Annotated in this window: 12 protein-coding genes; 10 read left to right on the top strand and 2 right to left on the bottom strand. The window is 64.8% G+C overall.

Features of this window, described 5'->3' with window-relative positions:
• Positions 1–239 precede the first annotated feature (239 nt).
• From betI to IFT76_RS17425, 10 genes are all read left to right on the top strand, one after another.
• The gene (gene betI / locus IFT76_RS17470; protein ID WP_122479801.1) at positions 240–833 is read left to right on the top strand and encodes a transcriptional regulator BetI; all 594 of its coding nucleotides are present in this window, start codon (positions 240–242) and stop codon (positions 831–833) included.
• Between the two features lie 48 nt (positions 834–881).
• Positions 882–2,354 (top strand): betaine-aldehyde dehydrogenase, encoded by a 1,473-nt coding sequence (gene betB, locus IFT76_RS17465; protein ID WP_192059494.1) that lies wholly within the window; start codon positions 882–884, stop codon positions 2,352–2,354.
• 90 nt (positions 2,355–2,444) lie between these two features.
• Positions 2,445–4,151, top strand: a complete 1,707-nt coding sequence (gene betA / locus IFT76_RS17460) for a choline dehydrogenase (protein WP_185794755.1) — start codon at positions 2,445–2,447, stop codon at positions 4,149–4,151.
• Between the two features lie 174 nt (positions 4,152–4,325).
• Positions 4,326–5,768, top strand: a complete 1,443-nt coding sequence (locus IFT76_RS17455; protein ID WP_192059492.1) for a TldD/PmbA family protein — start codon at positions 4,326–4,328, stop codon at positions 5,766–5,768.
• Positions 5,765–7,093 carry a TldD/PmbA family protein gene (locus tag IFT76_RS17450; protein ID WP_192059490.1) on the top strand — a complete coding sequence of 443 codons (1,329 nt, stop codon included), beginning with the start codon at positions 5,765–5,767 and terminating at the stop codon, positions 7,091–7,093. The genes IFT76_RS17455 and IFT76_RS17450 overlap by 4 nt, the downstream gene beginning before the upstream one ends.
• A 337-nt stretch (positions 7,094–7,430) precedes the next feature.
• Positions 7,431–8,858 (top strand): multidrug transporter subunit MdtD, encoded by a 1,428-nt coding sequence (gene mdtD, locus IFT76_RS17445; RefSeq protein ID WP_244647966.1) that lies wholly within the window; start codon positions 7,431–7,433, stop codon positions 8,856–8,858.
• Between the two features lie 115 nt (positions 8,859–8,973).
• Positions 8,974–10,311, top strand: a complete 1,338-nt coding sequence (dbpA, locus tag IFT76_RS17440; protein ID WP_240998843.1) for an ATP-dependent RNA helicase DbpA — start codon at positions 8,974–8,976, stop codon at positions 10,309–10,311.
• A gap of 112 nt (positions 10,312–10,423) precedes the next feature.
• Positions 10,424–11,602, top strand: coding sequence for an aminoacetone oxidase family FAD-binding enzyme (locus IFT76_RS17435; protein ID WP_192059486.1), 1,179 nt, complete (start codon positions 10,424–10,426; stop codon positions 11,600–11,602).
• A 198-nt stretch (positions 11,603–11,800) separates the two neighbouring features.
• Entirely contained in the window at positions 11,801–13,993 is a 2,193-nt protein-coding gene (yccS, locus tag IFT76_RS17430; protein ID WP_122479809.1) for a YccS family putative transporter, read from the top strand.
• A 30-nt stretch (positions 13,994–14,023) separates the two neighbouring features.
• The gene (locus IFT76_RS17425; protein WP_192059483.1) at positions 14,024–14,491 is read left to right on the top strand and encodes a GNAT family N-acetyltransferase; all 468 of its coding nucleotides are present in this window, start codon (positions 14,024–14,026) and stop codon (positions 14,489–14,491) included.
• Here the strand turns inward: IFT76_RS17425 and IFT76_RS17420 are convergent.
• Positions 14,482–14,778 carry a winged helix-turn-helix domain-containing protein gene (locus tag IFT76_RS17420; RefSeq protein WP_049861413.1) on the bottom strand — a complete coding sequence of 99 codons (297 nt, stop codon included), beginning with the start codon at positions 14,776–14,778 and terminating at the stop codon, positions 14,482–14,484. The two genes, IFT76_RS17425 and IFT76_RS17420, sit on opposite strands and share 10 nt — an antisense overlap.
• Positions 14,779–14,789: 11 nt before the next feature.
• A complete protein-coding gene (locus tag IFT76_RS17415; RefSeq protein ID WP_185794749.1) occupies positions 14,790–15,290 on the bottom strand; it encodes a M48 metallopeptidase family protein in 501 nt (166 codons plus the stop codon).
• Positions 15,291–15,313: the final 23 nt, after the last annotated feature.

Genomic DNA, 15,313 nt, shown 5'->3' with positions numbered 1-15,313 from the left:
CGCTCCTACACGACTGTGCGATTCCCTGTAGGAGCGGTCAGCGGCCGCGAATGCATCACCGCAACCTACCTGACACCCCCCTCTCGAAGCCCATTGCCTTCCCCTTCCCAATCCTCTAAAACCACGCGCACATTCACCCGTCCTTTTTTATTGATTGATCGTTCAATAAAAATAAACTAGACTGGCTTCAGTCGGCTGTCACTCACTGCCCGTACTGCAGGCCCAAGGAGATTTGCCCAATGCCCAAGGTCGGTATGCAACCCATCCGCCGCCAACAGTTGATCGAAGCCACGCTCCAGGCGGTCGATCAGGTCGGCATGAGTGACGCCAGCATCGCTTTGATTGCCCGTCTGGCCGGTGTGTCGAACGGCATCATCAGTCACTACTTTCAGGACAAGAACGGCCTGATCGCGGCGACCATGCGCCACTTGATGAACGTTCTGATCGACAACGTCGCCACACGGCGACAAGCCTTGAACGACGACAGCGCCAGGGCGCACCTGCAGGTGATCATCGAAGGCAACTTCGACGCCAGCCAGGTCAACGCTCCGGCCATGAAGACCTGGCTGGCCTTCTGGGCCACCAGCATGCATCAGCCGTCTCTGCACAGGTTGCAGCGGATCAACGATCACCGCCTGTATTCCAACCTGTGCTGCCAGTTTCGCCGTGAATTGCCGGTGGAACAGGCACGCAACGCCGCACGCGGCCTGGCCGCCCTGATCGACGGTCTGTGGTTGCGCGGCGCGCTGTCGGGCGATGCCTTCGACACCGCCCAGGCTCACCGTATCGCCTGCGAATACATGGACATGCAACTGGCAAAACAGCAGCGCTGAAGCTTCGCGCCTCGCCTGCTGCCACCTTAACTGCACCGCGAGGATCTTATGGCCCGTTTCCCAACGCAAAAACTCTACATCGATGGCGGCTACGTGGACGCCAGCGGCAGCGGCACCTTCGATGCCGTCAACCCGGCCACCGGTGAGGTGCTGGCGCAGGTTCAGCGCGCCACTGCCCAGGACGTCGAGAAAGCCGTCGCCAGCGCCGAGAAAGGCCAGAAAGTCTGGGCCGCGATGACCGCCATGGAGCGCTCGCGAGTGCTGCGCAAAGCCGTCGACCTGCTGCGCGAACGCAACGACGAACTGGCCCTGCTGGAAACCCTGGACACCGGCAAGTCCTATTCGGAAACCCGCTACGTCGACATCGTGACCGGTGCCGACGTGCTGGAGTACTACGCCGGCCTGGTCCCCGCCATCGAAGGCGAACAGATCCCGCTGCGCGACACTTCCTTCGTCTACACCCGCCGCGAGCCGCTGGGTGTGACCGCCGGCATCGGCGCCTGGAACTATCCGATCCAGATCGCCTTGTGGAAGTCCGCACCGGCGCTGGCCGCCGGTAACGCGATGATCTTCAAGCCCAGCGAAGTCACCTCGCTGACCACGCTCAAGCTGGCCGAGATCTACACCGAAGCCGGTCTGCCCGATGGCGTGTTCAACGTGCTGACCGGCAGCGGCAGCGAAGTCGGTGCGTGGCTCACCGAGCATCCGCGTATCGAGAAGATCTCGTTCACCGGCGGCGTCAGCACCGGCAAGAAGGTCATGGCCAGCGCCTCGAGCTCTTCGCTCAAGGAAGTGACCATGGAACTGGGCGGCAAGTCGCCGCTGATCATCTTCGACGATGCCGACCTCGACAAGGCCGCCGACATCGCCATGATGGCCAACTTCTACAGCTCCGGCCAGGTGTGCACCAACGGCACCCGAGTGTTCGTGCCCAACGCGCTGAAGGCCCAGCTGGAAGCGAAGATCCTGGAACGTGTCCAGCGTATCCGCATTGGCAACCCCGAGGACGAGAACACCAATTTCGGTCCGCTGGTGAGCTTTGCCCACATGGAAAACGTGCTGGGCCACATCGCCAAGGGCAAGGCCGAAGGCGCGCGCCTGCTGTGCGGCGGCGAGCGGCTGAGCGAAGGTGAACTGGACAAGGGTGCGTTCGTCGCCCCGACCGTGTTCACCGACTGCAGCGACGAGATGACCATCGTGCGTGAAGAAATCTTCGGCCCGGTGATGAGCATCCTCGGCTACGACAGCGAAGAGGAAGTGATCCGCCGCGCCAACGCCACCGAGATGGGCCTGGCTGCCGGTGTGGTCACCCGCGATCTGAACCGTGCGCACCGTGTGATCCATCAGCTCGAAGCAGGCATTTGCTGGATCAACGCCTGGGGCGAGTCCGACGCGAAGATGCCGGTGGGTGGCTACAAGCAATCCGGTGTGGGCCGCGAAAACGGCATCAGTTCGTTGGCGCAGTACACCCGGATCAAATCGGTACAGGTAGAACTGGGCGATTACGTTTCGGTGTTCTGACCCGGGACCGCAGCGCGCCGTTCGCGGCCGATGACCGCTCCTACAGGGTCATCAGCCCCACCGACCCATTTTTTCAAAGAGGGAACCTCCATGTCCCAGGAATTCGACTACATCATCATCGGCGCCGGTTCGGCCGGTAACACCCTGGCCACGCGCCTGACCGAAGACCCGGGCGTGACGGTTCTGCTGCTCGAAGCCGGCGGGCCGGACTACCGCCTGGACTTCCGTACCCAGATGCCCGCCGCCCTCGCCTTTCCGCTGCAGGGCCGCCGCTACAACTGGGCCTACGAGACCGAGCCCGAGCCGCACATGGACAACCGTCGCATGGAATGTGGCCGCGGCAAGGGCCTGGGCGGCTCTTCGCTGATCAATGGCATGTGCTACATCCGCGGCAACGCCATGGACTACGACGGCTGGGCCAAGCTGCCGGGCCTGGAAGACTGGAGCTATCTGGATTGCCTGCCGTATTTCCGCAAGGCCGAAACCCGTGACATCGGCCCCAACGACTACCATGGCGGCGAAGGCCCGGTCAGCGTCACCACGCCCAAGGCCGGCAACAATCCACTGTTCGCCGCCATGGTCGAAGCCGGCGTGCAGGCAGGTTTCCCGCGCACCGACGACCTCAATGGCTACCAGCAGGAAGGCTTCGGTCCCATGGACCGTACGGTGACGCCCAAGGGCCGACGCGCCAGCACCGCGCGCGGCTATCTGGACCAGGCCAAGCAACGCGACACCCTGACCATCGTCACTCACGCCCTGACCGACAAGATCGTCTTCGACGGCAAGCGCGCGGTTGGCGTCAGCTATCTGGTCGGTGACAGCGACGAGCGTATTCAGGCCCGTGCTCGCAAGGAAGTGCTGCTGTGCGGCGGCGCCATCGCCTCGCCACAGATTCTGCAGCGCTCCGGCGTCGGCCCGGCCGAGGTGCTCCAGCCCCTGGGCATCGACGTCGTGCATGACTTGCCAGGCGTGGGTCAGAACCTGCAGGACCACCTGGAAATGTACCTGCAATACAGCTGCACCCAGCCGGTCTCGCTGTACCCGTCGCTGAAGTGGTGGAACCAGCCGCAGATCGGCGCCGAATGGATGTTTCTGGGCACCGGCATCGGCGCCAGCAACCAGTTCGAGGCCGGTGGTTTCATCCGCTCGCGCCCTGAGTTCGAATGGCCGAACATCCAGTACCACTTCCTCCCGGTGGCGATCAATTACAACGGCACCAAGGGCGTTCAGGAACACGGCTTCCAGGCTCACGTGGGCTCGATGCGCTCGCCGAGTCGCGGCCGCGTCAACGTCAAGTCGAAGAACCCGCGCGACTACCCGAGCATCCTGTTCAACTACATGGCCAGCGAGCAGGACTGGCAGGAGTTCCGCGACGGCATTCGCCTGACCCGCGAGATCATGCAGCAGCCGGCGCTGGACCAGTACCGTGGGCGCGAGATCAGCCCAGGCATCGAGGTGCAGACGGACGAGCAGCTGGACCAGTTCATCCGCGAGCATGCCGAAACGGCTTATCACCCGTCGTGCTCGTGCAAGATGGGCACCGACGACATGGCCGTGGTCGATGGTCAGGGTCGCGTGCATGGCCTGCAAGGCCTGCGTGTGGTCGATGCCTCGATCATGCCGATCATCACCACCGGCAACCTGAACGCGCCGACCATCATGATCGCCGAGAAGATCGCCGACCGCATTCGTGGCCGCAAGCCCGAAGCGCGTTCGACCGCGGCCTACTATGTCGCCGGCGATGCGCCAGTACGCGGCAAGCCGATGCGCGAAGTGGGCGCGACCACCCGCGGCTGATCCAGATTTGCTCCGTGCCGGTGGCAGGCCTAAGCTGTGGGCCTGCCAGATTCCGGTTCGGTTTGCAGACTTTTTCACGGCCGCTGCCCGTGCCTACAGGACACTGTAATCCCCTGTAGGAACGGTCAGCGGCCGCGAACAGGCCGAGCACCGACGCCCCCCAGAGGCCCGTCCATGTTCGATTTCACCGCCACCCTGCAACAACGCTTCGCTGCCCTGCGCACCCGCGCCGAATTCTTCTCCCTGCGCCATGTACGCCAATCCAGCCAGCACCTGGCCGTGCGCAAGAACATTGCCGAACCGCCGAGCCTGAGCCTCGACGAAGGCGTGATGGTCACCGTTCGAGTGCATGGCGTGGAAGCCTATGCCGCCACCGGCGACCTTTCCCTGCAAGGGTTGCAGCAGGCCCTGGCGCGTGCCGAACAGCAGGCAGGCGCGATCGCCGCGCATGCCCTGCTCGACTTGCAGCAACAACCGGTCAGCAGTGCCCGCAGCGACTACCTCTCCCCCGACGTGCAGGCAGCCTTCCCGACTCTGGCCCAGTGCTACCAATTGCTCAACGAAGAGTCGGCCAGCGTGCCCGACGACTCCCGCCTGGTCAGCTGGTATGCCGGCCTGGGCGTCACCGATGTCGAACAGATCTACCTGAACAGTGCCGGCGCGCAGATCCGCCAGGCGCAGCGCTTCGTCTTTCCTGGCTTGAGCGTCACCGCTTTCGATGGCAACGACAGCCAGACCCGCAGCCTGGGCCGCGACAATTTCGGCCAGCAAGGCGGTGTCGACGTGATAGAGCGCTGCGGCATCGTTGGCGCGGCTCGCCAGGTCGCCGACCAGGCCCTGCAGTTGCTGCTGGCGCCCAACGCCCCACAGGGCCCGCGCGACCTGCTGCTGACGCCCGACCAGATGATGCTGCAGATTCACGAATCCATCGGCCACCCCTTGGAGCTGGACCGCATCCTGGGTGATGAGCGCAACTACGCGGGCACCAGCTTCGTCAAGGTCGAAGACTTCGGTCACCTGCAGTATGGCTCGCCGCTGCTCAATGTGACCTTCGACCCGGACATTCCCCACGAGCTGGCCAGTTATGCCCATGACGACGACGGCACTGCAGCGAGCAAGCAGTGGCTGATTCGCGATGGCGTACTGGTCCGGCCACTGGGCGGCGCGCTGTCGCAATACCGCAGCGGCATGGCGGGCGTGGCCAACAGCCGCGCCAGCAGCTGGAACCGGGCGCCGATCGACCGCATGGCCAACCTCAACATCGAACCGGGCGAGCACAGCCAGGCGCAATTGATCGCCGGCATCGAGCACGGCATCCTGATGTCCACCAACCGTTCCTGGTCGATCGACGATGCGCGCAACAAATTCCAGTTCGGCTGCGAATGGGGTCGGTTGATCGAGAACGGCGAACTCAAGGGCGTGGTCAAGAACCCCAACTATCGCGGTATTTCCGCCAGCTTCTGGAAAAAACTCAGCGCCGTGGGCGACGCCAGCACGCTGCAGGTGCTGGGCACGCCCAACTGCGGCAAGGGCGAGCCCAATCAGGTCATCCGTGTGGGGCACGCTTCGCCCAGTTGCGTGTTCAGCCAGATCGACGTTTTCGGAGGTGACGCATGAGCCATCACGCCGAGCATTTCCAGGCACTGGTGCAGTGGCTGCGCCAGACTGTGGCCCCGACCCAGCGCTTCACCCTGAGCTACAACGCCGAGGCCTCGGATTTCATCCGTTTCAACCACGCCCGGGTACGCCAGGCGGGGCAGGTTGCCCAGGCCACCGTGTCGCTGAAGCTGATCGAAGACGGTCGTCAGGCCGAGCTACAACTGACCTTGGCCGAGGACCTGGAGGTGGACCGGCAGCGTCTGACCCAGGCCCTGCACCAGCTGAGCCAGACGCTGCCGCTGCTGCAACCGGACCCCTACCTGCAACTCGACACCTCGCCGTGGCAGACCCGTCATGTCGACGACACGCCCTTGCCCGATGCAGGTCAGGTGGTCGAACAGATAGGCACGGCGGCCAGCGGCCTGGACCTGGTCGGCATCTATGCCGCGGGCACGATCTGCCGCGGTTTCGCCAACAGCGACGGGGCCTGCGGTTGGCATCAGGCCAACAGTTTCAATTTCGATTTCAGCCTCTTCCATGCCAACGGCGAGGCAGTCAAGGCGAACTATGCCGGCCAGCAGTGGCAGGCACGCGCCTTCGCCGATCGCCTGGCCCAGGCCCGCGAGCAGCTGGAGCACCTGAGCCGACCGCCCAAGGTGCTGTTGCCGGGCGCGTATCGCGCCTACCTGGCGCCGGCGGCCCTGGATGAAATCATCGGCATGCTCGGCTGGGGCGGTTTCTCTGCACAAGCCATCGCCAGCAAGAACAGCCCCCTGCAACGGCTGTACGCCGGCGAGGCACGCTTGAGTGCGCAGGTGAGCTTCGAGGAGCGCATCAGCGGTTCGTTGACCCCGGCGTTTTCCCAGGAAGGCTATCCGCGCAAGGACCTCTCGCTGGTCAGCCACGGCTTGGCCGTCGAACGCCTGGTGGACTCGCGCAGCGCGGCCGAATACGGCCTGCAAGGCAACGGCGCGGACAACTCGGAAATGCCCGGTGCGCTGCAGATGGCCGCCGGTGACCTGCCTTTGGCCCAGGTGCTGCAACGCCTCGGCACCGGGCTGTACATCAGTAACCTGTGGTACCTGAACTACTCCGACATGCCAGCGGCGCGCATGACCGGGCTGACTCGGTTCGCCACTTTCTGGGTGGAGGACGGTCAGATCGTTGCACCGGTCCAGACCATGCGTTTCGACGACAGCGTCTACAGTGTCCTGGGGGACCAGCTGGAAGCGCTGACGGCCGAGCGCGAGCTGATCCTCTCGACCAGCACCTACGGTGAGCGCCAGACCAGCTCCAGTTTGCTGCCCGGCGCGTTGGTGAAGCGGTTGCTGTTGACGCTGTAGGAGCGGCCCGTGGCCGCGAAAGGTACACCGCCATCGGCCTGACACACCGCGGCGACCCCTTCGCGGCCGATGACCGCTCCTATAGTAGGTTGCGGCACTGCGGTCACTGTAGGAGCGGCCCGTGGCCGCGAAAAGGGCACCGCAGAGCGTCAGGTACACCGCGGCAACCCTTCGCGGCCGGTGACCGCTCCTACGACAGGTCGCGGCACTGCGGTCACTGTAGGAGCGGCCCGTGGCCGCGAAAAGGGCACCGCAGAGCGTCAGGCATACCGCGGTGACCGCTGCTACGGGGTTTGCCATGAACATTCGTCATTCACCTCAAACAACAAGAGGCCCCATGTCCACGCGCCCAACACTGGATCCCGCTACCGCTCGCTGGCTGCCCTGGGTCATCGCCATTGCCTTCTTCATGCAGGCCCTGGACGGCACCATCCTCAACACCGCGCTGCCGGCCATGGCCAGCGACCTGGCGGAAAACCCGTTGCGCATGCAATCGGTAATCATCGCCTACATGCTGACGGTCGCGCTGCTGATCCCCGCCTCAGGCTGGATTTCCGACCGCTTCGGCACGCGCAAGGTGTTCTTCACCGCCATCATGCTGTTCAGCATCGGCTCGCTGCTGTGTGCACTGTCCCAGAGCCTGGCGATGCTGGTCGCGGCTCGGGTCATTCAAGGCCTGGGCGGTGCCCTGATGCTGCCGGTGGGCCGGCTGGTGGTGCTGCGCGCCTACCCGCGCTCGGAGCTGGTGCGCATCCTCAGCTTCATCACCGTGCCTGCCTTGCTCGGCCCGCTGCTGGGGCCGACCCTGGGTGGCTGGATGGTCGAATGGCTGAGCTGGCACTGGATCTTCCTCATCAACCTGCCGGTGGGCGCACTGGGCTGCTGGGCGGTGTGGCACTTCGTGCCCGACCTGCGCGGCGCCGAACGCACGCGCTTCGATGGCATCGGCTTCGTGCTGTTCGGGGCGGCGATGGTACTCATCACCATCGCCATGGAGGGCCTGGGCGAGCTGCACTTGCCGCACCTGCGGGTGATGCTGCTGCTGTTCGTCGGCATGGCCTGCCTGGCCGCCTACTGGCTGCGGGCGGGGCAGATCGACAACCCGCTGTTCTCGCCGAACCTGTTTCGCACGCGCACTTTCGCCATCGGCATTCTCGGCAATCTGTTCGCCCGCCTGGGCAGTGGCGCCCTGCCGTTCATGGTGCCGTTGCTGCTGCAAGTCGCCCTGGGGCATTCGCCTTCGGAAGCCGGCATGAGCATGATTCCACTGGCGGCAGCCGCCATGGTGTCCAAGTCGTTTTCCCGGCCGATCATCGAACGCTTCGGCTATCGCATCGTGCTCACCGGCAACACCTTGCTGCTGGGCGTGTTGCTGGCCAGCCTCGGCCTGGTCTCTGAAACCACCCCCTACTGGCTGCTGTTGACCCAACTGGGCTTGCTCGGCGCAGTCAACTCGCTGCAGTTCGCGGCGATGAACACCGTGACCCTGATCGATCTGGACGACGAAAGCGCCAGCAGTGGCAACGGTCTGCTCTCGGTGGTGGCGCAGCTCTCCCTCGGCCTGGGCGTGGCCTGCGCCGGTGCTCTGCTGGGCGGATTCACCGCGTCTCTGGGCAACGAGGGTGTGGACACGGTGCTGGGTGCGTTCCAGGCCACGTTCCTGACCATCGGGTTGATGGCGATGCTGGCTGCCGGGATCTTCGTGCAACTGTCCGACAGCGATGGACGGCGCGCACCTCGTCAGGAACCTCCGGTGGAGCACTAAGCAGGCTTAGGGCGAAAGGCCACGGGGCTGATACACTGCGCGACATTTTGTTTTGCAGGCCCGTCCCGTGACCACCATTGCCACTGCTTTCAACACGCTGCCCCTGTCCGCCGCCATGCTGGCCAACCTGGAATCCCTCGGGTATGCCCAGATGACGCCGATCCAGGCGCAGAGCCTGCCGGTGATTCTCAAGGGCATGGACCTGATCGCCCAGGCCAAGACCGGCAGCGGCAAGACGGCCGCGTTCGGCATCGGCCTGCTGAACCCGATCAACCCGCGCTATTTCGGCTGCCAGGCGCTGATCATGTGCCCCACGCGCGAGCTGGCCGACCAGGTGGCCAAGGAAATCCGTCGCCTGGCCCGCGCCGAAGACAACATCAAGGTGCTGACCCTGTGCGGCGGCGTGTCGTTCGGCCCGCAGATCGCCTCGCTGGAACACGGCGCGCACATCATCGTCGGCACGCCGGGACGCATCCAGCAACACCTGCGCAAAGGTTCGCTGGTGCTCGACGGGCTCAACACGCTGGTGCTCGACGAAGCCGACCGCATGCTCGACATGGGCTTCTACGACTCTATCGCCGACATCATCGAGCAGACCCCGGAACGCCGGCAGACCTTGCTGTTCTCGGCCACCTACCCGGTCGGCATCAAGCAGCTGTCGTCCAAGTTCATGCGCGATCCACAGCAGGTCAAGGCCGAGGCACTGCATGCCGACAGCCAGATCGAGCAGCGCTTCTACGAAATCTCGCCGGATGACCGCATGGCCGCCGTGGTGCGCGCCCTGGGCCACTTCCGCCCACAGTCCTGCGTTGCCTTCTGCTACACCAAGCAGCAATGCCAGGAAGTGGTCGATCACCTGACCAGCAAGGGGATCAGCGCCGTGGCGCTGCATGGCGACCTGGAACAGCGCGACCGCGACCAGGTTCTGGCAATGTTCGCCAACCGCAGTACGTCGGTGCTGGTGGCCACCGACGTGGCCGCCCGTGGCCTGGACATCGATGCCCTGGACATGGTGATCAACGTCGAGCTGGCGCGTGACTCTGAAATCCACATCCACCGCGTGGGCCGTACCGGTCGCGCTGGCGAGAAAGGCCTGGCGATCAGCTTCGTCGCCCCCGCCGAGGCGCACCGCGCCCAGGCCATCGAGCAACTGCAGAAGTCGCCGCTGGCCTGGGCCGAACTCGACAGCCTGACTTCCAAGGGCGGCGAGCCGCTGCTGCCGCCAATGAGCACCCTGTGCATCGGCGCCGGGCGCAAGGACAAGGTACGGCCGGGCGATATCCTCGGCGCGCTGACTGGCGATGCGGGCATTCCCGGCACCCAGGTCGGCAAGATCGCCATTTTCGATTTCCAGGCGTTCGTGGCCGTGGAGCGCGGAATCGCCAAGCAGGCGCTGCAGCGTCTGAACAGCGGCAAGATCAAGGGCCGTTCGCTGCGCGTACGGATTCTCTGACCGCAGGCCAGGCCTCTTCGCGGTCTGCAGGAACACCGTGTTCCCCTGTAGGAGCGGCCAGTGGCCGCGAAGAGGCCGGTACTGACACCCCACGATGCAAGAGGACCACGCAGTGCGCTCTACCCCCGTCATCATCATCGGCGCCGGTGCCGCCGGCCTCATGTGCGCCTTGAGCGCTGCACAGCGAGGCCGCGAGGTACTGCTGATCGACCACGCCAACAAGCCGGGCAAGAAGATCCTCATGTCCGGCGGCGGTCGCTGCAACTTCACCAACATGTACACCGAACCGGCCAACTTCCTCTCGCAGAACCCGCACTTCTGCAAGTCTGCCCTGGCGCGCTATACCCAGTGGGATTTCATCGCCATGGTGGCCAAGCACGGCGTGCTCTACCACGAGAAGAAACTCGGCCAGCTGTTCTGCGACAACAAGTCCAGTGACATCCTCGGCCTGCTGCTGGCCGAGTGCGAAAGCGCCGGCGTCGAGTTGCGCATGGACACCTCGGTGCAGTCCATCGAGAAAACCGCCGACGGCTATCGTTTGCAGACTTCACTGGGCCTGCTGGCGTGCCAGTCGTTGGTGGTGGCCACTGGCGGGCTGTCGATTCCGACCCTGGGCGCGACCGGCTTCGGCTACCAGATCGCCCGCCAGTTCGGTCACAGTGTGCTGCCCACCCGCGCAGGGCTGGTGCCGTTCACCATCACCGACCAGCTCAAGGACATCTGCACCGAGTTGTCCGGCACCTCGGTGGATTGTGTGGCCAGCTGCAACGACCAGGCGTTTCGCGAGAACCTGCTGTTCACCCATCGCGGCCTGAGCGGGCCGGCGATCCTGCAGATTTCCTCGTTCTGGCAGCCCGGCGACACCGTCGAGATCAACCTGCTGCCCGATCACGATGCGTTGGCGTGGCTGCAGCAACAGCAGGCCGAGCGGCCCAATTCGGAGCTCAAGACCCTGCTGGGTGAAGTCTTCACCAAGAAAATGGCCAACCTGCTGGCCGAACACTGGTTCGTGTCCAAGCCGATGAAGCAGTACACCCCGGCCGAGCTGCAAACGGTTGCAAATACGCTGGGCGCCTGGCAGTTGGTGCCGGCCGGCACCGAAGGCTATCGCACCGCCGAGGTGACCTTGGGCGGCGTCGATACCCGCGAGGTGTCGTCCAAGACCCTGGAATCGCTGAAGAGCCCTGGGTTGTATTTCATCGGCGAAGTGCTCGATGTCAGCGGGCATCTGGGCGGCTTCAATTTCCAGTGGGCGTGGGCCTCCGGATACGCCGCCGCGCAGTACGTGTAGCACGCCGGGGATCTGCGGCGCTGCCGGACGCGGCTCGCGCCGCTGCTACAGAGTCCCCACACTCTCTCGATCCGCCACCGCCCCTGTAGCAGCGGCGCAAGCCGCGTCAGGGGCCGCCGCGCAGTATCGGGCGTGCGCCGACAATGGTAGATTGACGCCGTTCATCAGTTCTCTCGCCTACAGGTCGACTCCTTCTTCATGGCATCCAGGTCGTTCCGCCAATCAATGCGCCGCTTGTGGGCGCTGGACAAGTTCAGCTACAGCGTACGGGTGTTCATCGCGCTGTCCGGCAGCATGGCGCTGTGCTGGTATGAAAACGAGATGCGTCTGCTGGTGCCACTGTTCCTGGGCATCATCGCCTGCGCCCTGGCTGAAACCGACGACAACTGGCAAGGCCGCATCCGCGCCCTGGCAGCCACCCTGTCGTGCTTCACCGTCGCCGCTTTTGCCGTTGAACTGCTGTTCCCCTACCCCTACATCTTCGTCACGGCCCTGGCCGTGGCCAGCTTCGCCCTGACCATGCTCGGCGCGCTCGGCGAGCGCTACGGTGCCATCGCCTACGCCACCCTGATCCTCTCGGTCTACACCATGATCGGCGTCGACCAGCGTGGCGGCGAAGTCAGCAACCTGTGGCGCGAGCCGGTGCTGCTGGTGGCCGGCGCCGCCTGGTATGGCCTGCTGTCGGTGCTGTGGCAGGTACTGTTTTCCAACCAGCCGGTGCAACAGGCCCTGGCGCGGCTGTTCAGCGAGCTGGGGCAGTACCTCAAGCTCAAGTCGAGCCTGTTCGAACCGATCCGCCAGCTGGACGTGGAAGCCCGCCGCCTGGAGCTCGCCAAGCAGAACGGTCGGGTCGTGGCCGCGCTCAACGCGGCCAAGGAAATCATCCTGCACCGAGTCGGCAACGGCCGTCCCGGCTCCAAGGTCAGCCGCTACCTGAAGCTGTACTTCCTGGCCCAGGACATCCACGAGCGCGCCAGCTCCTCGCACTACCCCTACAACGCATTGGCCGACGCCTTCTTCCACAGTGACGTGCTGTTTCGCTGTCAGCGCCTGCTGCGCCAGCAGGGCGTGGCCTGCCAGCGGCTGGGCGAGTCGATCCAGTTGCGCCAGCCGTTCATCTACGACGACAGCTTCGCCGAGGCCTTGAGCGACCTGCACGCTTCGCTCGAACACCTGCGGATCCAGAGCAACCCGGCCTGGCGCGGCCTGTTGCGGTCGCTGCGCGCGCTGGCGGCCAACCTCGGCACCCTCGACCGCCTGCTCAGCGACGCCGGCAATCCCGACCGCCTTGCCGATGCCCGCGACAGCAGCTTGCTGGACCGCTCGCCGCACACCCTGAAGGACTTCTGGGGCCGCATCCGGCAGAACCTCACGCCCACCTCGCTGCTGTTTCGCCATGCCCTGCGCCTGCCCCTGGCACTGGTGATCTGCTACGCCATGGTGCACCTGATCCACCCCAGCCAGGGCTACTGGATCATGCTGACGACCTTGTTCGTGTGCCAGCCCAGCTACGGCGCCACCCGCCGCAAGCTGGGCCAGCGGATCATCGGCACCGCCATCGGCCTGACCGTGGGCTGGGCGCTGTTCGACCTGTTCCCCAGCCCCATCGTGCAGTCGCTGTTCGCCATCGGCGCCGGCCTGGTGTTCTTCGTCAACCGCACCACGCGCTACACCCTGGCCACGGCCGCCATCACCTTGATGGTGCTGTTCTGCTTCAACCAGACCGGCGACGGCTACGGGCTGTTCCTGCCACGGCTGTTCGACACCCTGCTCGGCAGCCTGATCGCCGGCCTGGCGGTGTTCCTGTTCCTGCCCGACTGGCAAGGCCGCAAGCTGAACAAGGTGCTGGCCAACACGCTGACCTGCAACAGCATCTACCTGCGCCAGATCATGCAGCAATACGCCAACGGCAAGAGCGACGACCTCGCCTATCGCCTGGCACGACGCAACGCCCACAATGCCGACGCTGCGCTTTCCACCACCTTGGCCAACATGCTCATGGAGCCCGGCCACTTCCGCAAGGAAGCCGACGTCGGCTTCCGCTTCCTGGTGCTGTCGCACACCCTGCTCAGCTACCTGTCCGGGCTGGGTGCCCACCGTGGCACCGAGTTGCCGGCCGAGGCGCGCGAACAATTGATCGGCGGGGCCGGCGAAAGCCTGGCGCGCAGCATCGACGAAATCGCCACGGGCCTCGCCACGCGTGTGCCAGTGCAGGTGCAGAGCGACAGCGAGGAAGCGCTGGCCGACGAACTGGAACAGATGCCCGAGGAGGTCGACGAAGGCCAGCGTCTGATGCAGACCCAACTGGCGCTGATCTGTCGGCAGCTGGGGCCACTGCGCACCCTGGCCGCGCACTTGATCAAAGGCCCGACCGCAGCTGCCGCCAGCTAGCGGGCAACCGAAATCTTGAACGAGGTAACCATGGCCATCGAATGGATGTGCATGCACCACAGCGAGCTGGATGTGCACCAGCTGTACGAAATCCTGCGCCTGCGCAGCGAAGTCTTCGTGGTCGAGCAGCAATGCCCCTATCAGGACGTCGATGGGCAGGACCTGCACGCCGACACCTGTCACCTGCTGGCTTGGAGCGAGGGCCGCCTGGTGGCCTACCTGCGCCTGCTCGACCCTTCCACACAGGGCGGTGACGTGGTGATCGGCCGAGTGATCACTGCCCCATCTGCGCGCGGTACCGGCCTGGGCCACGCGCTGCTGGCCAACGCTCTGGAGCACGCCGCGCGGCGCTGGCCGCAAATGCCGATAAAGCTATCGGCCCAGGCTCATCTGCAAGGCTATTACGGCCGCTACGGCTTCATTGCCCACGGCCAGGAATACCTGGAGGACAACATTGCGCACATCGCCATGTACCGGCGCGTCGAGGCTCAGGGGTAACCGAGTACCTGACGGATCTGCCCCAGGTTCTGGCCGATCCATTCACGGTCGATCGCGCCCCACTGCCTGATCACGTAGCGACCGATGTGGTTGCGCTCGCCATCCTGCTGCTCGAATTCGCAGGCGATGTCCAGGTCGGCCAGCGCCGCAATGGTGTCCTGGGCCGTGCGCCGGGGCATCCCGGTGGCCTCGATGAGGGCCGGCACGGTGGCCGCCTGGCCACTGTCGATCAGCCAGGCCACGTAGAGCCGGCGATAGAAACTGCTGCGGGTCTTGCTGACTTGCATGGGGATATCCTTCACGGCGGCGGGGGCAGATCACGGTAGGTCAGGTAGACACGCAGGTCGAATTCCAACTGTTGATAACCGGGCAGCATGTGTTCGCACAGCTGGTAGAACGCCTTGTTGTGGTCGCTCTCGCGGAAATGCGCCAGCTCATGCACCACGATCATCTGCAGAAACTGCGGCGCCGCGTCCTTGAACAGCGAAGCGATGCGGATTTCCTTCTTGGCCTTGAGCTTGCCGCCCTGAACCCGCGAAACCGCGGTGTGCAGGCCCAGTGCGCGATGCGTCAGGTCCAGGCGGTTGTCGAACAGCACCTTGTCGATGGCCGGCGCGTTGCGCAGGTACTCCTGCTTCAGGGCCATGGCATAGTTGTACAGCGCCTTGTCGCTCTGCACGGCGTGGCGATCCGGATAGCGCTGGCTCAGGTAGTCCGCCAGCTGTCCGCGCGCGATCAGTTGCCGGACCTGCTCCTGCAGTGCGGGTGGGTAGGCTTGCAGGTACTTCAGCGCGGTCATGGTGCCTGTTTCGACTTGAGAAA

This window comes from Pseudomonas sp. CFBP 13727 (assembly GCF_014841915.1).
GTDB lineage: Bacteria > Pseudomonadota > Gammaproteobacteria > Pseudomonadales > Pseudomonadaceae > Aquipseudomonas > Aquipseudomonas baltica.
The sequence above is the reverse complement of the archived record's forward strand: the minus strand, read 5'-3'. Positions and strand labels throughout refer to the sequence as shown.